This is a genomic window from Acidovorax cavernicola, from assembly GCF_003581445.1.
Genome location: NZ_QXMN01000009.1, coordinates 61765 through 82889, shown reverse-complemented (window position 1 = coordinate 82889; position 21125 = coordinate 61765). Strand labels below are relative to the sequence as shown.

Below are 21125 nucleotides of genomic sequence, written 5' to 3'. Positions count from 1 at the left end.
ATGATGGTTGTGGTTCTGGTTGTGGTTCCGTCTACGAAGCCAGGACCAGCGCGTCGAGCGCGCGCACGCCCTGGCCCTGTTCCTTCACGAGCAGCGGGTTGACTTCGACCTCGTCTGCCTGTTCCTGCAGCGCCAGCACGGCGCGTGAAAATCCGGCGATGGCGCGGCACGCGGCCTCGACGTCGCCCAGCGGCCGGCCACGGTAGCCCGTGAGCAACGGAAAGGCCTTCAGCTCGCCCAGCATGTCGCGCGCCATGGCTTCGTCGACCGGCAGCACGCGGTGGCTCACGTCCTTGTACAGCTCGGTCAGCACGCCGCCCAGGCCCACGGTGAGCGTCATGCCGAACACCGGGTCGCGCGTGGCGCCCAGGATGAGTTCGGCCTGCCCTGCTTCCATCTTCTGCAGCAGCGCGCCATCGATCTGCGCCGTGGGCGCATAGGCGCGCGCCGAGGCCATCACTTCGTCGAAGGCCTTCCGCACGTCTTGCGCATTACCCAGCCGCAAACGCACGCCGCCGGCCTCGGTCTTGTGCGCGATGTCGGCGCTGAGCACCTTCAGCACGACCGGAAAACCCAGCCGCTCGGCCACGGCCGCGGCTTCGTCGGCCGTGCGCGCCACGGCCTCGGCGACCGGCTGTACGCCGAACTCGGCGAGATAGCGCTTGGTGGTGTGCTCGTCGGCACGCCCCGCCAGTGCGGCGCGCGCGGGTGCCGGCTGGCTGCGCACCTGCAGCCATGGGTTGTGCTTGCGACGCTGCTGCCACAGCAGGAAGGGCGACAGCGCCGAGACCGCCACGCCGATGTCCTCGAACACCGGCACGCCGCCCGCGCGCAGTTGCTCGCGCGTCTTCGCGGCGCCGGTGTCGATGGCGACGATGAGGCGCCCGTGCGCCTCGGCCACGGCGCACAGGTCGTCGGCCATGCGGTCGAGCATGTAGCCCGGCGCGTAGACCACGATGGCGTCGATCGCGTCCGACGTGGCCAGCGCGTCCATCGCGGTGCGCACGAACCCGGGGTCGTTCACCACGTTGCCCGTCACGTCGACCGGGTTGGAGACCATGCCGTAGTCGGGAATGCCCGCGCGCAACTGGTCTTGCAACGGCTGCGGCAGCGTCGGCACATCGAGCCCTTGCCCGATGAACTTGTCCGCCAGGATCGCGCCCAGCGCGCCCGAGATCGTGATGATCGCCACGCGCTTGCCCGCGCTGCGGTGCCGGTAGCCCGCCAGGTGCGCAAGCTGCGCCATCTGCGCAAAGTCGTGGCTCTGGATGATGTTGAGCTGGCGGAACGCCGCCTGGTAGATCTGCTGGTCGCCCGCCAGCGCCGAGGTGTGCGAGCGCACGGCCTCGGAGCCCTTCTCGGTCTCGCCGGCCTTGTAGAGGATGAGCAGCTTGTCGCGGCGCACGAACTCGGCCGCCGCCTCCATGAAGCGCGGGCCGTCGCGCAGCTCCTCGATGTAGCCGATGCCGACTTCGGTCGCATCGTCCTGTGCCAGGTACTCGAGGTACTGCGCGAAGTCGACGCAGGCTTCATTGCCGGTGTTGATGAAGTGGCTGAAGTCCACGCCCAGCCGCCGCGCGATGGCGTACACCGCCGCGCACACGTTGCCGCTTTGCGTGAGCAGGCTCACGCGGCCCGGCCCCTGCTGCATCGGCGCGGTGTTGAACACCGAGGCGAAGTTGGTGTGGGCCTGCGTGTTGAGGTTGGCGAAGCCCATGGCGTTGGGGCCGGCGACCACCATGTCGGTGGTGGCGACGAAAGCTTCCAGCTCGGCCTGCAGCGCGGCGCCCGCCTCACCGGCCTCGGCAAAGCCGGCGGCATAGACGATGACGGCGCGCACACCGCGCGCCTGGCAGCGCTTGAGCATCGGCGTGACCTCGGCCGCGGCCAGTGCGAGCACCACCAGGTCGGGCGCGGCGGGCAGCGATTCGAGATCGGGCCAGCAGCGCAGGCCGAAGACTTCCTCGTACTTGGGATTGATCGGATAGATCGCCCCACGAAAGCCGAATTTCGTGAGGTGTGCAAGCGGCATGCCGCCGATGCGCGCGGCATTGCCGCTGGCGCCGACCACGGCGATGGAGGCCGGGTTCAGCAGGGGTTCGAGACGGTGCAAGGTCATCTTCAGTTCAGGCGGAGGCTGGGTTCTTCTGGATGGCCGAGGCCAGGCCGCGGTCGCGGGCGGTGAGAAAGCCCTCGCTCAGGTGCGAGAGCTGGTGCGTGTCGAAGTGCGCGGCCAGCGCGGTTCGCAGGCCCTGCGCGTCGAGCGTGCGGTTGATCGAGCGCTTGATCAGGCGCAGCCCGAACGGCGGCGCCTTGGCGATCTGCTGCGCGAGTGCCAGTGCGGCGTCGCCCAGTTCGGCATCGGGCACGACGCGGTTGACCATGCCGATCGCATGCGCGTCCTGTGCCGACAGCTTGCCGCCGGTGTAGAGCATTTCCTTGGCCTTGCGCGCGCCCATCACCCACGGATGGATCAGCACCTCGGTGGCCGCCGCGCCCAGCGTGTGGCCCACGGGGTCGCTGAAGTAGGCCGACTCGCCCGCGACCACGAGGTCGCACATGTTGGCGATCATGAAGCCGCCCGCCACGCAGGCGCCCTGCACCTGCGCGATGGTGGGCTTGGGAAAGTCCCAGATGCGCATCGAGTAGTCGAAGTAACGCAGCTCTTCGTAGGCCCAGCGCTCTTCCACGGTGAAGTCGGCGCGCTCGGCCTGCGCCTGCTTGAGGTCGTGGCCGGCCGAGAAGTGCGCGCCCTTGCCGCCGAGCACCACGGCGTTCACCGTGTCGTCACGCGCGGCGTCGTCGAAGGCGGCCATGAGTTCGTCCAGCATCTGCTGGCTCTGGGCGTTGCGCTGGGCATCGCGTGCCAGCAGGATGCGGCGCACGGCGCCGTGGTGTTCGATTTCGAGGGTGTCGTAGGCCATCGCGTGTCTCCGGGTCTGTATCTGGGTCTTGGGCGGGCGCAGTTTAGACTTCGAAATTCCTGCATCCCAAACACTAATTCCAATTTTTCCCACTATATGGACGAACCCAGAGAGACCGCCGGCGCCCAGAGCCTGCGGCGCGCGCTGCAGCTGTTGCGCCTGCTGGCCGAGCACCATGAGGAAGGCATCAAGCTCACCGAAGTGATCGCCGCCTCGGGGCTGGAGCGCTCCACCGTGCACCGCCTGCTGTCGTGCCTGACCGAAGAACAGTTCGCCGAGCGCGACCCCGACGGCAAGGCCTACCGCCTGGGCATCGACGCCATGCAGCTGGGCTTTGCCTCGATGCGGCGCGTGCCGCTGGTGGACTCCTGCCGCGCCCTCATGCAAAAGCTCGCGCGCATGTCCGGCGACACCGTGTTCCTCGTGATCCGCCAGGGCGACTACTGCGTGTGCCTGCACCGCGAAGAGGGGCACTTTCCGGTGAAGGTGTTCACCACCGACGTCGGCGGGCGCCGCCTGCTGGGCCTGGGCGCGGGCGGGCTCGCGCTGATGGCCGCGCTGTCCGACGCCGAGATCGACCGCATCCTCGAGCGCCACACGGCCGAGTACGCACAGGCCGGTTTCACGCGCGAGCGCATGAAGCAGGCCGTCAAGCGCACGCGCAGCGCCGGCCATGCCGACATCGTGGACACGCTCACCGAAGGCGTCTCGGGCGTGGGCCGCACCTTCGCGGCGTCGGCCACGACGCTCGCGGCGATCAGCTTCGGGGCGATCACGCCGCGGTTGCCGCCGGCGCGCAAGAAGGAGATGGCGCAGTTGTTGAAGGCGCAGTTGCCGCGCAGCGAATCGGCTGCGTAGTCGGCACTGAGCGCGCGCGAGCGGAGCGAGATCGCTTCACGATCTCGCCCCATCGCCTTGGACTAAAGTCCCATGACGGCCTGCGCGCCACGCATTACCTTGCGATGGCCCTCCCCTCCCTCACACACCGATGAGCGCCACTCCTCCCACGACGCCCGCCGATCCCGTCTTTGCCGCACGCATGGCCGCCTTGCGGCGCAACTTCCCGTTCTCGCTGCTCGGCGTGATGCTCACCGCGGGGCTGGTGGTGGTGGCGCTGTGGGGCACGGTGGCGCACGAGGAACTGCTCGCGTGGGTCGGCGCCAACGCGGCACTCACCGCAGCACGCGCCTGGCATGTCGCGCGCTACCGGCAGGCCGAGCACGACCCCGGCGCGCTGCGGCGTTGGCAGCGCGGCGCCGTGGTGGGCGCGGTGCTCGGCGGGTTGCTGTGGGGGCTGCCGCTCGCGGGGTGGATGCTGCAGGTGCCGCTGCCGCAGCAGATGTTCATCGTGGTGGCGATGCTCACCATGGGCACGGGTGCGATCTACGCCTACTGCATCGACCTGGGCCTGCTCTACGGTTTCCAGGTGACCTACTTCGCGCCCGCGATCCTCGCGATGGGCACGCTCGACGACGTGCTGTTGCGCGTGATGTCGGCGGCCGGCGTGCTCTACCTGTTCGTCACGCTGGCCTTTGCGCAGCGCATGTACCGCACGCAGGTCGATTCGCTCGAGCTGCGCTTCGAGAACCTCTACCTGCTGCGGCAGCTGCGCCTGGAGAAAGACGCCGCCGAGCGCAGCGACCTCGCCAAGTCGCGCTTTCTTGCCGCCGCCAGCCACGACCTGCGCCAGCCGGTGCATGCGCTGAGCCTGTTCGTCGGCGTGCTGCGCGAGCAGGCGCTGCCGGCGGCGAGCCGGCATCTGGTCGACAACATCGGCCGCGCTGCCGCCGCGATGGGGCTGCTGTTCGAGGGCCTGCTCAATGTCTCGCGGCTCGACGCCGGCGTGGTGCGCGTGAAGGCGCGGCCGTTTGCGTTGGCCGGTCTGCTCGACCAGATCGTGCTGGAGTTCGCGCCGCAGGCCGCCGGCAAGTCGCTCTCGCTGCGGCTGCGCGCGAGCGATGCCGTGGTGCACTCCGACCCCGCGCTGCTCGACCGCGTGCTGCGCAACCTGGTGGAGAACGCGATCCGCTACACGGCGCGCGGCGGCGTGCTGATCGGCTGCCGCCGCGCGGGCGCCGACGCACTGCGCATCGAGGTGTGGGACACCGGCACCGGCATTCCGCCCACCGAACAGGAGCAGGTGTTCTGGGAGTTCCACCAGCTCGGCAACCCCGAGCGCGACCGCACCAAGGGACTGGGGCTGGGCCTGGCCATCGTGCGCCGCACGGCCGCGCTGCTCGGCCATCCGCTGGCGCTGCGCTCGCGCGTCGGCCGGGGCACGGTGTTCTCGGTGACGGTGCCGCTGGCACGGCAGGCACTGCCCGCGCCCGAGGCGCCACCCCCGCCGCTGCCGGCCGACACCGGCCGCCTCGTGCTCGTGGCCGAGGACGACGCCCAAAGCCGCCAAGGCCTGCAGCTGCTGCTCGAAAGCTGGGGCCTGCGGGTGATCGCGGCCGAAAGCGGCGACGAGCTGCTGTCGCTCGCCGCGCGCCAGCCCGGCAAGCCGGCGCTCATCGTCAGCGACTACCGCCTGCGCGCGGGCGAGACCGGCATCGACGTGGTCGACCGCCTGCACGAGGAATACAACGACGACGGCATTCCCGCGCTGATCGTGAGCGGCGACACCGACCCGAAGCGCCTGAGCGACGTGGCGGCGCGCGGCTGGCAGATGCTGCACAAGCCGGTCGATCCGGCGCAGCTGCAGGCCTCGGTGTCGCTGTTGATTGCCACAACCAGCTGACGTCAGAAGCCGCGCACGGCCAGGCGGTTGCCGAGCATCGGCTGTTGCTGCGTGGAGCAATGCGTGGCACCGCCGCCCAGCGAGATCGCGTCGATGGGCAACAGCTCGACGCGGCGGTCGGGAAATGCGCGGGCGAACACCTCGCGCGCCTGCGCGTCACGCGGCACACCGAAGGCGGTCGAGATCACCGCACCGTTGACGAGGATGTAGTTCGAGTAGATGTCGCAGAAGCGCGCGCTGCCGTAGTTGCGCACGTCGCGCGGCACCGGAAGATCGAGGATCTCGAAGCGTCGGCCGCACGCGTCGGTCGCCAGTTCGAGCGCGCGGCGGTTCTCCTGCATCGCGCGAAAGTAATCGCCCTGGTCGGGGTCGGCCGCATTGAAAAGAATGCGGGCCGGCGCGATGAACGACGCGATGCCGTCCACGTGCCCGTCGGTCTCGACCTCGGCCGCATGGCCCGGCAGCCAGACGATCTTCTGCACGCCCAGCATGCGCCGCAGCTCGACCTCGATCTCCGGCTTGCGCAGGCCCGGGTTGCGGTTGGGATGCAGCAGGCAGCTCTCGGTGGTCAGCAACGTGCCCTGCCCGTCCACGTAGAAGGCGCCGCCTTCGAGCACCATGTCCGAGCCGACCAGCGGCACGCCGGCCAGTGCGGCGATGTCCGCGGCGGCACGCTGGCAGCCGTCATGCGGGTGGTACTTCTCGCCCCACGCGTTGAAGCGAAAACCCACCGCGGTCTGGCTGACCTGCTGCTCGTCGACCAGGAAGATCGGACCGCAGTCGCGCAGCCAGTTGTCTTCGGCGGCGATGGGCACGACGTGCACCTGCGGGCCGCAGATCTCGCGCGCCGCCTCCGCCAACGGCGCGTGCGCGGCCACGATGCAGCGCTGGTAGCGCGTGATGGTGCGCGCCAGCAGGCCGAACGCCTGGCAGACCGCGTCGTAGTGCGCGCCCCACAAGGTTTCGCGGTGGTCGTTCACCGGCCAGCCCAGCCAGGTCGCGGCCATCGGCTCCCATTCGGCGGGCATGCGCAGCCCGGCTCGGCGGGCGTCGAAATCGTTGGAAATCACAGGATCCTTCAGAGGAAATTTCAGGGATTCCGACTCTGACTTGAATTCCATCGATGAAAAAGCGACATTTCTTCGCTGAATTCATTGATGCAACTCATATGTCCAACACCCGATTGCCCTCCTTCAAGTTCCTGATTGGCTTCGAGGCGGCGGCGCGCCTGGGCAACTACTCGCGCGCGGCGGAAGAGCTGTTCGTCTCGCAGTCCGCCGTCAGCCACCAGATCTCGCAGCTGGAGCAGCAGGTCGGCCAGCCGCTGTTCCGGCGCAAGGGGCGCGGCGTGGAGCTGACGGTGGCGGGCAGCCTGCTGCTGGACAGCGTGGGCAAGTCGCTCGAGCACATCCGCAACGGGCTCGCCCGCATCGAAACCTACATGGACGATCGCCTCGTCACGCTGGTGTGCCCCGCGCCCGTCGCCAACGGCTGGCTGCAGCCGCGTGTCGATCGGCTGCTGCAGGCGCACCCCGACCTGTGCCCGATCATTTCCGTGGACGAAAGCGCGCGCTTCATCGACGAGCTGGACGTGGACATTGCCATCACCCGCGTGCCGCTGCGGCAGGAAGGCGTGTTCGAGGTGCCGCTGCTGACCGACGAGCTCGTGGCCGTCGGCCCGGCCACATCAACAGACGACGCCGCCCTCGGCTTGCTGTGCCTGGAAGACGACCTCACGAGCGACCGCATCGGCCCTTTCATCCGCGCGCACTTCGGTGGCCGGCGCAAGGCCGCGATCTACGACGACCCGCGCCTGGTGCTCGACGCGGCATTGCGCGGCCGGGGTATCGCGCTGGTGTCGCGCCTGCTGGCCGACGACGCCCTGCGCACGGGGCAACTGCGGCTCCTGGCGGACAGCCCCCGCCTGCCGCTGGGCAGCCTCTGGATCTCGCGCGCCGAGGGCCCTTCGCGTCTGCCGCTGGTGCGGGGGGTGTTCGACAGCCTGCTTCAATTCGCGCAGGAAGACGCGCAAAACATGAGGCAAATCGATCAATCAGTTGAAAACACATCAATTGTGTAAATAGATAGCCGTCGAGAGAATCCGGGACTCATTGGTAGTAACCCTGATTCAAATGACAACTCGACGCACTCTCCTGACCCTGGGCGGCCTTGGCCTTGTGGGCGGTCTCGTGACCGCCTGCGGCGGCGGCGGTGGTGGCGGCGGCAACCTGCCGCCCTTCCCCATGCCCCTGCCCAACCCTTCGCCTGCTCCCGCACCCAACCCGGCGCCCTCGCCCGACGCCGGCTGGCGCATGCCCGACGAAGGCGACGCGCACCGCGCGGTGTGGATGGCCTTCGCGGCGCGTGAGTCCATCTGGACGCCGGAAATGCGCCAGCCGGTGCACCAGGCGCTGGCGCGCATCGCCAATGCGATCAGCGTCTACGAGCCGGTCCGGATGCTGGTGAACTCCGCGGATGTGTCCACGGCCCGCCAGCTGTGCGGCTCCAACGTGCACCTGATCGAGCACGCCATCGACGACCTCTGGATGCGCGACACCGGCTGCGTCTTCGTGCGCAACCCCCGGGGCGAGCGCGCCGCCGTGAACTTCAACTTCAACGGCTGGGGCAACAAGCAGCCCCATGCACGCGATGCCACCGTGGCGGCGCGCATGGCCGAACTCGCCGGCGTGCCCCTGCTGCGCAGCAGCCTGGTGCTGGAAGGCGGCGGCATCGAGGTCGACGGACAGGGCACCGCCCTCATCACCGAGAGCTGCGTGCTCAACCCGAACCGCAACCCGGGCGTGAGCAAGGCGGCGGCGGAGGTCGAACTCAAGCGCATGCTGGGCCTGGACAAGATCATCTGGCTGCCCGGCATCGCCGACCGCGACATCACCGACGGCCACACCGACTTCTATGCCCGCTTCCTCAAGCCCGGCGTGGTCGTGGCCGCATTGGAGACCGACCCCAACTCGTTCGACCATGCCGTGACGCGCCGCCACCTGGAGCTGCTGACCGGCGCCACCGACGCACGCGGACGCGCCCTGCAGATCGTCACGCTGGCCACGCCGAGCCAGGTGCGCCCGACCTATGCGCGCAAGGAGTTCGCCGCCGGCTACGTGAACTTCCTGCTCACCGACAAGGCGGTGTTCCTGCCCGAGTTCGGCGACGCCGCGGCGGACAATGCGGCTCGCGCCGCGCTGGCGGCCCACCTGCCGAGCCACCAGATGGTGCAGCTGAACATCGACGCCATCGCCGCGGGCGGCGGTGGCATCCACTGCACGACCCAACAGGAACCGGCGTGATCCCGCGCCCTTGCCCCAGATTGCGGAGACCGACATGCATTTCCCGATGACCCGCCGCCGCCTGCTGCACGGCATGGGCCTTGCGCCCCTGGGCCTGGCCGCCGCGTCGTCTTCGATCGCCGCGGCGCCGGACACCTGGCACATGCCCGACGAAGGCGACCCGCACCGCGCCACCTGGATGTCCTTCGGCGTGAGCGAACGAGTCTGGGGCCGGCGCCTGGTGAAGCCGGCGCGCGAGCACCTGGCCAGCATCGCGCGCACCATCGCCAACTTCGAGCCCGTGCACATGCTCGTGCGCGAGCAGGAGTACGACCTGGCCGCCCGGCTGTGCGGCAACCGCGTGACCTTCGAGGTTCAGCCGGTGGACGACCTCTGGATGCGCGACACCGGCCCGGTGTTCGTGCGCAGCAGCGCGGGCGAGTGGGCCGGTGTCGACTTCAACTTCAACGGCTGGGGCAACAAGCAGTCGCATTCGCGTGACGCCGAGGTGGCCGCGTACGTGACCGACAGCGCCGAGGTGCAGCGCCTGACCACGCGGCTCGTGCTCGAAGGCGGCGGCATCGAGGTCGATGGCGCGGGCACGGCGATCATCACCGAGAGCTGCGTGCTCAACGCCAACCGCAACCCCGGCCTGCGCAAGGAGGCCTGCGAAGCCGAACTCAAGCGCCTGCTGGGCCTGCGCAAGATCATCTGGCTGCCCGGCATCGCGGGCCGCGACATCACCGACGGCCACACCGACTTCTACGCGCGCTTTGCCGCGCCGGGCGTGGTGGTCGCAGGCCTGGACGACGACCCCGACTCCTACGACCATGCCGTGACCCGGCGCCACCTGGAGATCCTGAAGCAAGCCACCGACGCGCGCGGACAGCGCCTGCGCGTGGAAGTGCTGCGCGGCCCGGAGACGGTGCGCAGCACCTTCGAGACCGACGAGTTCGCGGCGGGCTACATCAACTTCTACGTCTGCAACGGCGCCGTCCTGGCGCCGCAGTTCGGCGATGCGCGCGCCGACGGCAACGCCCGCGCGCTGCTGCGTGAGCTGTTCCCCAGGCGCGAGGTGGTGCAGCTGGACATCGACGGCATTGCCGCCGGCGGTGGCGGCATCCACTGCACGACGCAGCAGCAGCCGCGCTGATGCAGCTCAGGCGCTAGCGCGGGCGTCCGAGCATGCCCGCGCGCCGCGCCGCGATCACGGCCTGCGTGCGGCTGGTCACGCCGAGCGCGCCGAAGATCGCGGAGATGTGCGCCTTGATCGTCTTCTCGCTGGTGGCCAGGCGCAGCGCGATCTCGGCATTGCGCAGCCCTTCGCACAGCAGTTGCAGCACCTCGGCCTGCCGCGCCGTGAGCGTGCTCAGCACATCGGTGGGCGGCGACAGCACGGGCAGCGCCGCAGCGCCCGCCGGCAGGGCCTGCACCACGTTCTGCTCACCCGCCATGACGCGGCGCAGCGCATCCATGAGCTGCTGGCTGTCGGCCGACTTGTGCACGAAGCCCTGCGCGCCCGCGTCGAGCGCGGTGTCGATGTCCTGTGGGTCTTCGGAGGCCGACAGCACCAGGATGCGCAGGCCGCTGCGCCGCCGGTGCAGCTCGCCCAGCAAGGCCGCGCCGCCCAGGTCGGGCAGGTAGTAGTCGGTCATCACCGCATCGAGCCGGGGCAAGGTGGCGAGCGCGTCGAGCGCCTCGGCGCCGTTGCGGGCCGTGGCGACAGTCATCGAGGGCTCGGCCTCGCGCAGGGCGAGGAACAGGCCCTCGCGGAACATCGCATGGTCGTCGATCAGCAGGATGGTGGCGGACATGCGCCGATTCTGGCGGCAAGCCGCGCCCTTCCCACGGTTTCCTGTGGCCGGCAGGGGAAACCCGCTGGGTCCGACCCCAGAGACGCTGGCCACAATGCCGGGGCACGCATCGGCGCGTCGGCGCTCCCAACATCCAACGACAACAAGGACCCAAGCCATGGCGGAATTCGACTACGTGATCGTGGGCGGCGGCTCGGGCGGCGCCACGCTGGCCTCGCGCCTGAGCGAAGACCCGTCGGTGACGGTCTGCCTCATCGAGGCCGGCGGCGACGGCCGCGGCATCCTCGTGCGGGCGCCGGCCGCCGTGGTCGCGATGCTGCCGGGCCGCCCGCGCCTCAACAACTACGCCTACCAGACCGTGCCGCAGTCCGGCCTGAACGGGCGGCGCGGCTACCAGCCGCGCGGGCGCTGCCTGGGCGGCTCCAGCGCCATCAACGCCATGCTCTACATCCGCGGCCATCGCGAGGACTACGACGACTGGGCGCGCGCGGGCTGCGCCGGCTGGAGCTTCGACGAGGTGCTGCCGCACTTCCTGCGCGCCGAAGGCAACCAGCGCGGCGCGAGCGCACTGCACGGCGCCGACGGTCCGCTGCAGGTGTCGGAGCAACAAAGCCCGCGCGCGATCAGCGAAGCCTTCGTGCGCGCTGCCGCCGAGTGCGGCATTGCGCGCAACGACGACTTCAACGGCCCCGAGCAGGAAGGCGCCGGGCTGTACCAGGTCACGCAATTCCATGGCGGCGCGAAGAACGGCGAGCGCTGCTCGGCCGCCGCAGCCTACCTGCACCCGGTGATGGACCAGCGCCCCAACCTCTCGGTGCTGACCGGCACGCAAGCCCTGCGCGTGGTGCTCGAAGACCGCCGCGCGGTGGGCGTCGAGGTGCGGCGCGGCGGCAATGTCGAAACCATCCGCGCACGCCGCGAGGTGGCGCTGTGCGGCGGCGCCTTCAACTCGCCGCAGCTGCTGATGCTCTCGGGCATCGGCGACCCCGACGAACTCGCGCGCCACGGCATCGCAGTGCGGCATGCGCTGCCCGGCGTGGGGCAGAACCTGCAGGACCACACCGACTTCATCGTCGCCTACAAGTCGAAGCAGACCGACATGTTCGGCATCGGCCCGGTCGGCGGACTGCACCTGCTGAAGGCCATCGGCCGGTGGCGCCGCGACGGCACGGGCATGGTCGCCACGCCTTTCGCGGAAGGCGGCGCCTTCATCAAGTCCTCGCCCGAGCTGCGCCGGCCCGACCTGCAACTGCACTTCGTGATCGCGATCACCGACGACCACGCGCGCAAGCTGCATGCAGGCTTCGGCTTCTCGTGCCATGTGTGCGTGCTGCGTCCCAAGGGCCGGGGCGATGTGCGCCTGAACGACGCCAGCCCCGACTCGGCGCCGCGCATCGACCCGCGCTTCCTGGCCGACCCCGAGGACATGGCGCTGCTGTTGCAGGGCGTGAAGAAGACGCGCGAGATCATGCGCTCGCCCGCGCTCGAGAAGTATCGCCATCGCGAGGTCTACACCGCCGACGCGCACACCGATGCGCAGCTCGAACAGCACATCCGCGCACGCGCCGACACCATCTACCACCCGGTGGGCACCTGCAAGATGGGCGTGGATGCGATGGCGGTGGTCGACCCGCAGCTGCGCGTGCACGGCATCGCGGGCCTGCGCGTGGTCGATGCTTCGGTGATGCCGACGCTGATCGGCGGCAACACCAACGCGCCGACGATCATGATCGCGGAGCGTGCGGCCGGTTGGATGCGAGCGCCGGCCGCCTCCGCGCAGGCGACTACGGCTGTGCCTGAGATGACCCCCGCACCATGAGCTCGCCGGGCAACAACAGCTGACGCGGCGCCGCGTCGAGCCCACGCAGGCGTTCGATGAGGCAGGTGGCCGCGGCGCGGCCGATTTCGTCGGTGGGCTGAGCCACGGTGCTCAAGCCGGGGCCGATCAGCGAGGCCCATTCGGGATCGTCGAAGCCCACGAAGCCCAGGTCGGCGCCGAACTGCCAGTCGAGTCGCGCCATGGCCTGCGCCACGCGCAGCGTGACCACCGCATTGCCCGCGACCACGGCCGCACGGCGGCCTCGCTTGGCACGTTGGCGCAGCGCGCGCAGGGCCTCGTCGAGTGCGTCGCTCTCGCCTTCGACCGATTCGAAGACCTCCCCCGCCACGCGCGGCTCGTGCGCAGCCACGCAGGCACCGAACGCGGCCGTGCGTTCGCGCCGCGAGCTGACGCCCTTCTGCGGCTCGGTGACGTACAGCAGTTCGCGGTAACCGCCCTCGACCAGATGGCCGCAGGTGTCGCGCATGGCGGCGTGGTTGTCGAGCGAGACGAAGTCGGTGTGCATGCCGGTGTGACGGCGGTCGACCAGCACCGCCGGCTTGCCGTGCAGCGTGACCGCGTCGACCACGTTGCTGCCGCGCCCCAGCGTGTTGAGGATGAAGCCGTCGACCTGGTAGCCCGCGAGCGCATTGATGGCCTCGCGCTCGCGTTCGCTCTCGTTGCCGAGGTTGAACAGCATCACGAGGTAGCCGGCGTCCTGGCAGGCCTTCTCGGCGCCGCGCAGCACGGCGACCGAGTACGGGTTGGTGATGTCGGCCACGATCAGGCCGATGAGCCGCGAGCGGCCATGGCTCAGCGCCTGCGCCATCGGGCTCGGCGAGTAGGCCAGCTTGGCGATGGCCGCCTCGACGCGCGTGGCGATGTCGGGGCTCAGCAAGCGCTCGCGGTGGTTGAGGAAGCGCGAGACGGTGGCCTTGGAGACGCCGGCGGCTTCGGCGACGTCGGCGATGGTGGCGCGGCCGGTGGGTTTCATCTCAGGCGGAGGCGGTGTCGTAGCGCGCGGTGGGCGTCTCGCCCGCCAGCACCTGCAACAGATTCGTCGTCGCCAGCTCCGCCATCGCATGCCGCGTCTCGTGCGTGGCCGAGCCGATGTGCGGCAGCGGCGTGACGCGCGGGTGCGTGCGCAGCGGTGACTCGGACGGCAGCGGCTCCTTCGCGAACACGTCGAGCCCGGCGGCGCGCAGCGTGCCGTGGTCCAGCGCATCGAGCAGCGCGGCTTCGTTCACCGTCGCACCACGGCCACCGTTGATGAACGACGCACCCGGCTTCATGCGCGCGAAGAAAGCGGCGTCGATCATGCCGCGCGTGGCATCGGTCAGCGGCAGCATCGCGAGCACGATGTCGGCGCGCGCAAGCAGGTCGTCCAGCGGCGTGTGCGTGGCGCGGCCCTGCAGTTCGGGCGCCTGCGCGGCCAGGTCGACCGGGCGGCGCGCGTGGTACAGCACCGGCATGCCGAAGCCCAGCGCGGCGCGGCGCGCCACGGCCTGGCCGATGCGGCCGAAGCCGAGGATGCCCAGCGTCTTGCCGTGCACGTCGGTGCCGAAGAATTCCTCGCCGATGTTCTTCGTCCAGCGGCCCTCGCGCACGAGGTTCGACAGCTCGACCACACGGCGCTGCGTGGCCATGAGGATCGCGAACACGGTGTCGGCCACCGTCTCGGTGAGCACGTCGGGCGTGTGGCACAGCACGATGCCGCGCTGTTGCAGCTCGGCCAGCGGGTAGTTGTCGACACCGACCGACACGCTCGAGATCACCTCGAGCTGCGGCGCCGCATCCAGCAGCGCAGCGTCGACGTTGTAGCTCGAACCGATCAGCCCGTTCGCGGTACCGAGCGCGGCGGCAAAGGCTTCGGGCGCCTTGCGCGGATCGGCCACGGTGACGTGGTGCACTGCCTGCAGGCGCGCGAGCTGGTCTTCGGGCAGCGCCCGGAACACGAGCACATTCTTTTTCGTCATGGCGTCAAAGCCCCGCTTCTTCGAGTTGCGCCCGCGTCGGCAGGCCTTCGGTATCGCCCAGCACCTGCACGGCGCGTGCGCCGATCCAGGCACCACGGCGCACGGCGTCAGGCACGCTCTTGCCTTCGAGCAGCGCGCTCACCACGCCGGCCGCGAAGCCGTCGCCCGCGCCCACGGTGTCGATCACTTCCTTCACAGGGAAACCGTCGACATGGCCGGTGCCGGCCACGTCACTGTCGTAGTAGGCGCCGGCCGCGCCGAGCTTGACGACGACCAGCTTCGCGCCGCGTTCGCGATAGAACCTGGCGACGTCTTCCGGCTTGTCGTGACCAGTGAGCAGCAGACCCTCTTCGATGCCGGGCAGCACCCAGTCGGCGCGCGACGCGAGTTCGTTGACCCAGTGGCGCATCGTCTCGGTGGACGACCACAGCGTGGGCCGCAGGTTGGTGTCGAACGAGATGGTGCGGCCGGCCGCGCGCATCACGTCCATGGTCTTGAGCGCGGCCTGCAGGCTGGTCTCGGAGATCGCGGCGAACACGCCGGTGGCGTGCAGGTGGCGCGCCGAGCGCAGCCAGGCTTCGTCGACATCGGCCGGGCCCATGTGGCTCGCGGCCGAGCCCTTGCGGTGGTATTCGATCGGCGGGTCGCTGCCGTCGGTGACGCGGCCCTTGAACTGGAAGCCGGTGCGCTGCGTCGCGTCGGTGATCACGTGCGAGCAGTCGATGCCTTCGGCGCGCATCGCGGCCAGCAGCGCACGGCCCATCGAGTCGATGCCCAGGCGGCTGGCCCAGCCGACCTTCAGGCCCAGGCGCGACAGGCCGATGGCCACGTTGGTCTCGGCACCGGCGGTGCGCTTGTGGAACGACTGGGCATCTTCCAGCGGGCCGGGCCGGTCGGCCACGAGCAGCAGCATGGCCTCGCCGAACAGCGCGACGTCGAAGGCGGTGGGTTGCGTCATGTGTGTAATTTTCTACGCCCGTGCGGCGCGGATGAAGTCGATCTGCGCGCGGGTGACGGCCAGCAGGTCGTCGCCCACGAGCGGGTATTCGATGGCATGCGGCACGTCGGCCGGCAGCGCACGCAGCACCGCGCGCCACGGCGCGACCGAGTCGCCCAGCGGCACCGCCACCCACTTGTGCGGCAGGCGCTGCGCGCCCTTGCAATGCACGTAGCGCACACGATGGCCGAGCACCTGCGCGGCCTGCAGCGGGCATTCGCCCAGCCAGTGCCAGTTGCCCATGTCGAAGGTCATGCCCAGCGAGAGGTCGACGCGGTCGGCCGCGTCGAAGAAGACCTGCAGTGCGGCCAATGTGCCGGCGCGCACGGTCTGGTCGTTCTCGATCAGCAGCTCGACGCGGGTTTCGGCCAGTGCGGTCTTCAGACCCGCGAGCGAAGCGTGCGACGAAGCCTGGAAGTCGCCGATGGCCATCTTCAGCCGCCCCGCGCCCACGCGCTCGGCGGCGGCAATGCCGCGCTGCAGCGCGGCGCCGTCGAGCATGCCGCCTTCGGCCCACAGCCCCTCGGGGCTGGAGTAGACCGACGCGAGGCCGTGCAACGCAGGCAGTTCCGCATCTGCATCGCGCAGCATCTCGCCGCGCACTTCGACCGAATCGGCACCGGCTGCACGCGAGAGTTGCGAACACCAGAGCTGGCCGTGCCGCCCCACCTCGGCCGCACCGAAGGACGACAGAGAAATCAGGACTTCGAAGGCCATCAGTGGGCTTGGTGCGAGCTGAGGATCTGGCCCAGGAACTGGCGCGTGCGCTCGTCCTTGGGGTTGCTGAAGAACTCGCCCGGCGGCGCCTGCTCGACGATCTTGCCGTCGGCCATGAAGATCACGCGGTCGGCCACGCTGCGGGCGAAGCCCATCTCGTGCGTGACGCACAGCATGGTCATGCCGTCTTCGGCCAGGCCGATCATGGTGTCAAGCACTTCCTTGACCATCTCGGGGTCGAGCGCCGAGGTGGGCTCGTCGAACAGCATGATCTTGGGCGCCATGCACAGCGCGCGCGCAATCGCCACGCGCTGCTGCTGTCCGCCCGAGAGCTGGCTGGGGTACTTGCCGGCCTGCTCGGGAATGCGCACCCGCGTGAGGTACTTCATGGCCACCTCTTCCGCCTGCGCCTTGGTCATGCCGCGCGAGCGCATCGGCGCCAGCGTGCAGTTCTCGAGGATGGTGAGGTGCGGGAACAGGTTGAACTGCTGGAACACCATGCCGACCTCGGCACGCACCGCGTCGACGTTCTTGCCGCCCGCGGTGAGGTCGATGCCGTCGACCACGATGCGGCCCTTCTGCACCGTCTCGAGCCGGTTGATGCAGCGGATCAGCGTGGACTTGCCCGAGCCCGAAGGCCCGCAGATCACGATGCGCTCGCCCTGGCGCACCGACAGGTCGATGCCGGTCAACACCTGGAATTCACCGTACCACTTGTTGACCGCTTCCATGCGGATGATCGATTCCGTCGTCATGCCAGGATTCCTTCTTCAGCCTCGGGAGCTCACTGCATCTTGGGCAGGTCAGCCTGCAGCCACTTCTGGTAGAGCTTGTTCAGCTCGCCGTTGGCGGTGTTCTTCTGCACGAAGGCGTTCACGGCCTTGGTCAGCTCTTCCTGGCCCGGACGCATCGCGATGCCCATTGACTGCTGCACCAGCGTGAACTTGTTTTCGAAGGTGTTGGCCGGCACACGCTTGGCGATCTGCGCGGCCACGGTCACGGAGCAGCCGATGGCGTCGACCTGGCCCGAGATCAGCGCCTGCATGGCCGAGGCGTCGTCGTCGAAGCGGCGGATCTCGGTGCCTTCCGGTGCGGCCTTGGTCACGGCCACGTCCTGCGTCGAAGCGCGGGCCACGCCCACGCGCAGGCCCTTCAGGTCGCCAGCGGCCTTGATCGAGGTCTTGGTGGCGCCGTACAGCACGATGGTCGCGGCCGCGTAGGGCTGCGAGAACTGCACCTGCTTGGCGCGCTCGGGCGTGACGGCCAGCGAGGCCACCAGCAGGTCGACCTTGTTGGTCAGCAGGAAGGGAATGCGGTTCGGGCCGGTGACCGGCACGATGTTGGCCTTCACGCCCCAGTCCTTGGCCAGCAGCTTGGCCACGTCGGCGTCGTAGCCGTCGGGCTGGTTCTTCGCGTCGGTCGTGCCGTAGGGCGGGAAGTCGACCAGCATGCCGATGGTGATCTCGCCCTTCTTCTTGATGTCGGCCATGCTCTGTGCCGATGCGAAGGGAGCGAACACGGTCAGGGCGGCGCCGAGGCCCAGGGCGGCGAGCGCGACGCGGCGGGTGGTGGAACGGGTCATGGGATGTGTCTCCTGAAAAAGAAAGGAAGCGACGAGAAAAGCGAAAGCGAAAGGAACGGGATCAGCGGGCGAGCGCCAGGGCGCGCTTGCGCTCCATGCGTGCCGCGAGCAGCGACAGCGGCCAGCAGATCACGAAGTAGATGGCAGCCACGACCGAGAACACGATCAGCGGCTGGAAGGTGGCGTTGTTGACGATCTGCCCGGCGCGCGTGACCTCGACGAAGCCGATGATGGCCGCCAGCGACGTGCCCTTGATGATCTGCACCAGATAGCCCACCGTGGGCGCCAGCGCGATCTTGAAGGCCTGCGGCAGCACCACGTCGCGCATGCGCGCCGCGTAGTTGAGGTTGAGCGCCTGCGCCGCCTCCCACTGGCCGCGCGGAATGGCCTGGATGCAGCCGCGCCAGATCTCGCCCAGGAAAGCCGCGCTGTTCAGAATGAGCGCCACGCCCGCGGCCACCCACGGGTTGATGTCCAGCCCCAGCACCGGCGCGCCGAAGAACACCAGGAACAGCTGCAGCAGCAGCGGCGTGCCCTGGAAGATCTGGATGAAGGTCGTCGAGATGCCGCGCGCCCAGCCGGACTCCGACGTGCGCATCAGCGCAATGATGAGCCCCAGGATGGCGCCGCCCACGAAGGCGATGGCCGACAGCGCCAGCGTCCACTTGGCCGCTTCGAGGATGAAAAGGAATTCGGGAAAACCGAAAGTGCGCATGGTGTGTGCTCCGTCCGTCGTCGTCAGTTACCGGCGGTCCGGGTAGTTGAGCGTGCGCTTGTAGATCAGCTTGAACATGGCCGAGAAGGCAAGCGCCAGCGCCAGGTAGATGGCCGCGACCACGATGTAGATCTCGAAGCTGCGGAAGGTCTGCGACTGCAGGTTGGCGGCCACCGAGGTCAGGTCGTCGGCCGAGATGACCGAGACCACGGCCGAGCTCAGCATCAGCAAGATGAACTGGCTCGTGAGCGCGGGGTAGATCGCCTTGAGCGCGGGCTTGATGATGACGAAGCGGAAGATCTCCCACGACTTCAGGTTGAGCGCGCGGCCCGCCTCGATCTGCCCCTTCGGAATCGACTCGATGCCCGCGCGGATGATCTCGGTGGCGTAGGCGCCGAGGTTCACCACCATCGCCACCAGCGCGGCCGTCTGCGGCGACCAGCGCAGGCCGATGGCCGGCAGCGCGAAGAAGAAGAAAAACAGCTGCACGAGGAACGGCGTGTTGCGAATCACCTCGATGTAGGCATTGACGATGAAGCGCAGCCAGCCCGGCCCCGAGGTCTTGCCCCAGGCGCAGAAGATGGCCACCACCAGCCCCAGCAGGGTGGCGGTGAGCGAGAGCTGCACCGTGATCCACGTGCCCTTGAGCAGCAGCGGCCAGGCGGCAAAGACGGCGTCGAATTGGAACTGGTAGTTCATGGCGGAGCGTGCGTGGCAGGGCCCTGCACGGACCTTGAAAGGAATGCTTGCAGCTTATATGAAACCGGTTTCAGACCAAGCTAGGGATTCCCCTAGGTGGGCGTTTTGCCCCACCCGCCTGCCTACACTGGCGCGATGCCGAACCCCCATGCGGACCCCGCGGACCTCACTTCTTCCCCGGCAGGCACCCCGGCCACCGGCCCCGTCGTGCAGCATTTCCGGCAGGCGCTGCTCTGGCCTTTACGCCTCGTGCCGGCGCCCGGCGCGGCGCCCTCGCACCACGGTCCGTGGCACGTGCTGCGCGACATGGGCGAGGCCTCGCCCTGGCGCGAGGAGGTCGACGAATACACCGGCGACAGCGGCCGCTTCCACGAGCGGCACTACAACGAGTTCGTGAGCTTCCTGCCGTACGTGCAGCGCTTCCTGTACGGCGAAGGCCGCTCGAGGGAACAGGCACACGGCACGGCCGCGGGCAACGACGGCGATTCGCCGATGCGCGTGTTCCGCCGCCGCGACATCGCCTCCGTGCGGCTGGTGGCGCGACCCGGCGAGGCGCCCATCACGCTCGACGTGATTCACTGCGACCTGTACTTCTTCTTCGACATCGACGTGGTGCTGCTCAACCTCGAGGTCGGCACCGACCACCTGAGCCTCGCGCAGGCGCAGGACCTCCTCTACCGCTTCGGCCGCGCCTATCCCTCGGGCTGGGAGCCCGACGGTGCCGCGCTGCATTGCATGACCAGCGTCGAGTGGCTCGACGTCGAAGGCCGCGTGCTCGCCGCCTCCGACGCACAGCAGCGCGACGCCTTCCTCTCGCACGTGGCGCAGCACCGCGCGCCGCGCATCGCCGCGCACTGGGCCTACCTGATGCAGCCGCTGGTGAGCGACCATTCGGACGACCCCGGCGTGCTGCGCTACCGCCAGATCGAGTACTACCGTATGCCGGTGATGGCCTACCTGTCACTGGACGATCCGCGCCGCCTGACGCGAGACGACTTCGTGCGGCTGGCGCTCGTCACGGGCGCGGGCGGCGCCGATGCCCACCTGCCCTACGCCGAACATCACCTGGCCGACTTCGAGCACAAGTACTGCTACGACCGCTTCTGGGTGAACGCGGGCGCGGCGCCCAACACGCGCTACCTGTGCAACGGCCATGCGCTCATCGTGGTCGGCGACGCGCGCTCCGAGTTCTTCTGCTGCCGCGACCGGGGCGTGCTCGCGCAGTTCAGACACCAGCACTTCCTGCTGTTCCTCATCGCGCACTTCCAGAAGGCCTCGCTGCTGATGTTCTCGGACCAACTGGTGGAGGCGCTCAAGAAGCTCGACATCCGCAGCACGCCGAGCGTGAAGCAGTTCAAGCGCGCCATCCGCGCGAGCTTCGAGCGCTTCTTGCGCTTCACGCACCGCTACTGGTTCCACGAGATTTCCGAGCAGGCGCAGGTGCGCGCGCTCTCGCACATGTGCGCCACGCACCTGCGGCTCGATCCGCTGTACGACGAGGTCAAGGCGCGCATCGCCGACATGAACACCTACCTCGACGCCGACAGCCTGCGCCGCCAGGCCAGCACTGTCGTGCGGCTCACGGTGGTCACGCTCTTCGGCCTCATCGGCACCGTGACCACCGGCTTCCTCGGCATGAACCTGCTGGCCGAGGCCGAGGCGCCGCTGTGGCGCAAGGCGATCTGGTTCGGCGTGGTGTTCGTGCTGACCACCTGGCTCACGATCTACACGATGGTGAAGTCGCAGCGGCTGTCGGACTTCATCGATGCACTGTCGAATGACCGGCTGAGCTTCCGGGGGAAGATGGCGGCGCTGGTGCGGGTTTGGCGGGCGGGATCGGACTGAAGGCCTTGTTCAGGGC

The 21125-nt window shown here is 69.1% G+C and carries 19 protein-coding genes; 7 read left to right on the top strand and 12 right to left on the bottom strand.

Annotated features, from left to right (window positions below; all coding sequences use genetic code 11):
* Nucleotides 1-31 precede the first annotated feature (31 nt).
* Nucleotides 32-2119, bottom strand: a complete 2088-nt coding sequence (locus tag D3H34_RS10345) for an acetate--CoA ligase family protein (RefSeq protein ID WP_119553364.1) — start codon at nucleotides 2117-2119, stop codon at nucleotides 32-34.
* 7 nt (nucleotides 2120-2126) lie between these two features.
* Nucleotides 2127-2924: an enoyl-CoA hydratase gene (locus D3H34_RS10340; RefSeq protein WP_119553363.1), complete on the bottom strand. Its 798-nt coding sequence runs from the start codon at nucleotides 2922-2924 to the stop codon at nucleotides 2127-2129.
* Nucleotides 2925-3020: 96 nt separating this feature from the next.
* Here D3H34_RS10340 and D3H34_RS10335 point away from each other — a divergent pair, with 96 nt between their 5' ends.
* A complete protein-coding gene (locus D3H34_RS10335) occupies nucleotides 3021-3782 on the top strand; it encodes an IclR family transcriptional regulator (protein ID WP_119553362.1) in 762 nt (253 codons plus the stop codon).
* Nucleotides 3783-3912: 130 nt separating this feature from the next.
* A complete protein-coding gene (locus D3H34_RS10330) occupies nucleotides 3913-5664 on the top strand; it encodes an ATP-binding response regulator (protein WP_119553361.1) in 1752 nt (583 codons plus the stop codon).
* 2 nt (nucleotides 5665-5666) lie between these two features.
* Here the strand turns inward: D3H34_RS10330 and D3H34_RS10325 are convergent, their stop codons facing one another.
* Nucleotides 5667-6734, bottom strand: coding sequence for an agmatine deiminase family protein (locus D3H34_RS10325; RefSeq protein WP_286185605.1), 1068 nt, complete (start codon nucleotides 6732-6734; stop codon nucleotides 5667-5669).
* A gap of 98 nt (nucleotides 6735-6832) precedes the next feature.
* Between D3H34_RS10325 and D3H34_RS10320 the strand changes: the two genes are divergently transcribed.
* Genes D3H34_RS10320 through D3H34_RS10310 form a run of 3 tightly spaced genes read left to right on the top strand, consistent with a single transcriptional unit; the run spans nucleotide 6833 to nucleotide 10098 of the window.
* Entirely contained in the window at nucleotides 6833-7744 is a 912-nt protein-coding gene (locus D3H34_RS10320) for a LysR family transcriptional regulator (RefSeq protein WP_119553359.1), read from the top strand.
* A gap of 52 nt (nucleotides 7745-7796) precedes the next feature.
* Nucleotides 7797-8966 carry an agmatine deiminase family protein gene (locus D3H34_RS10315; protein ID WP_286185604.1) on the top strand — a complete coding sequence of 390 codons (1170 nt, stop codon included), beginning with the start codon at nucleotides 7797-7799 and terminating at the stop codon, nucleotides 8964-8966.
* A 46-nt stretch (nucleotides 8967-9012) separates the two neighbouring features.
* On the top strand, nucleotides 9013-10098 hold the full coding sequence (locus D3H34_RS10310) for an agmatine deiminase family protein (RefSeq protein ID WP_167481168.1): 1086 nt from the start codon (nucleotides 9013-9015) through the stop codon (nucleotides 10096-10098).
* A gap of 13 nt (nucleotides 10099-10111) precedes the next feature.
* Here D3H34_RS10310 and D3H34_RS10305 read toward each other — a convergent pair whose 3' ends face one another.
* Nucleotides 10112-10759, bottom strand: a complete 648-nt coding sequence (locus D3H34_RS10305; RefSeq protein WP_119553358.1) for a response regulator transcription factor — start codon at nucleotides 10757-10759, stop codon at nucleotides 10112-10114.
* 157 nt (nucleotides 10760-10916) lie between these two features.
* Here D3H34_RS10305 and D3H34_RS10300 point away from each other — a divergent pair, with 157 nt between their 5' ends.
* Complete coding sequence (locus D3H34_RS10300; RefSeq protein ID WP_119553357.1) at nucleotides 10917-12578, top strand: GMC family oxidoreductase; 1662 nt, start codon at nucleotides 10917-10919, stop codon at nucleotides 12576-12578.
* On the opposite strand, the gene D3H34_RS10295 is transcribed toward D3H34_RS10300, so the two are convergent.
* The 8 genes from D3H34_RS10295 to D3H34_RS10260 form a co-directional block, all read right to left on the bottom strand.
* Complete coding sequence (locus D3H34_RS10295) at nucleotides 12544-13572, bottom strand: LacI family DNA-binding transcriptional regulator (protein ID WP_119553356.1); 1029 nt, start codon at nucleotides 13570-13572, stop codon at nucleotides 12544-12546. The two genes, D3H34_RS10300 and D3H34_RS10295, sit on opposite strands and share 35 nt — an antisense overlap.
* Before the next feature lies 1 nt (nucleotide 13573).
* On the bottom strand, nucleotides 13574-14554 hold the full coding sequence (locus tag D3H34_RS10290) for a 2-hydroxyacid dehydrogenase (RefSeq protein ID WP_119553355.1): 981 nt from the start codon (nucleotides 14552-14554) through the stop codon (nucleotides 13574-13576).
* A 4-nt stretch (nucleotides 14555-14558) separates the two neighbouring features.
* Nucleotides 14559-15512 carry a sugar kinase gene (locus D3H34_RS10285; protein ID WP_119553354.1) on the bottom strand — a complete coding sequence of 318 codons (954 nt, stop codon included), beginning with the start codon at nucleotides 15510-15512 and terminating at the stop codon, nucleotides 14559-14561.
* A 12-nt stretch (nucleotides 15513-15524) separates the two neighbouring features.
* Nucleotides 15525-16268, bottom strand: coding sequence for a sugar phosphate isomerase/epimerase family protein (locus D3H34_RS10280; RefSeq protein ID WP_119553353.1), 744 nt, complete (start codon nucleotides 16266-16268; stop codon nucleotides 15525-15527).
* A complete protein-coding gene (locus D3H34_RS10275) occupies nucleotides 16268-17023 on the bottom strand; it encodes an amino acid ABC transporter ATP-binding protein (protein WP_119553352.1) in 756 nt (251 codons plus the stop codon). The genes D3H34_RS10280 and D3H34_RS10275 overlap by 1 nt, the downstream gene beginning before the upstream one ends.
* A gap of 29 nt (nucleotides 17024-17052) precedes the next feature.
* Nucleotides 17053-17850, bottom strand: a complete 798-nt coding sequence (locus D3H34_RS10270; RefSeq protein WP_119553351.1) for a transporter substrate-binding domain-containing protein — start codon at nucleotides 17848-17850, stop codon at nucleotides 17053-17055.
* 61 nt (nucleotides 17851-17911) lie between these two features.
* Nucleotides 17912-18565, bottom strand: a complete 654-nt coding sequence (locus D3H34_RS10265) for an amino acid ABC transporter permease (RefSeq protein ID WP_119553350.1) — start codon at nucleotides 18563-18565, stop codon at nucleotides 17912-17914.
* Between the two features lie 27 nt (nucleotides 18566-18592).
* Nucleotides 18593-19264 (bottom strand): amino acid ABC transporter permease, encoded by a 672-nt coding sequence (locus tag D3H34_RS10260; protein WP_119553349.1) that lies wholly within the window; start codon nucleotides 19262-19264, stop codon nucleotides 18593-18595.
* Nucleotides 19265-19399: 135 nt separating this feature from the next.
* On the opposite strand from D3H34_RS10260, the gene D3H34_RS10255 reads away from it, so the two are divergent.
* On the top strand, nucleotides 19400-21109 hold the full coding sequence (locus tag D3H34_RS10255; RefSeq protein WP_205736707.1) for a magnesium transporter CorA family protein: 1710 nt from the start codon (nucleotides 19400-19402) through the stop codon (nucleotides 21107-21109).
* Nucleotides 21110-21125 lie beyond the last annotated feature (16 nt).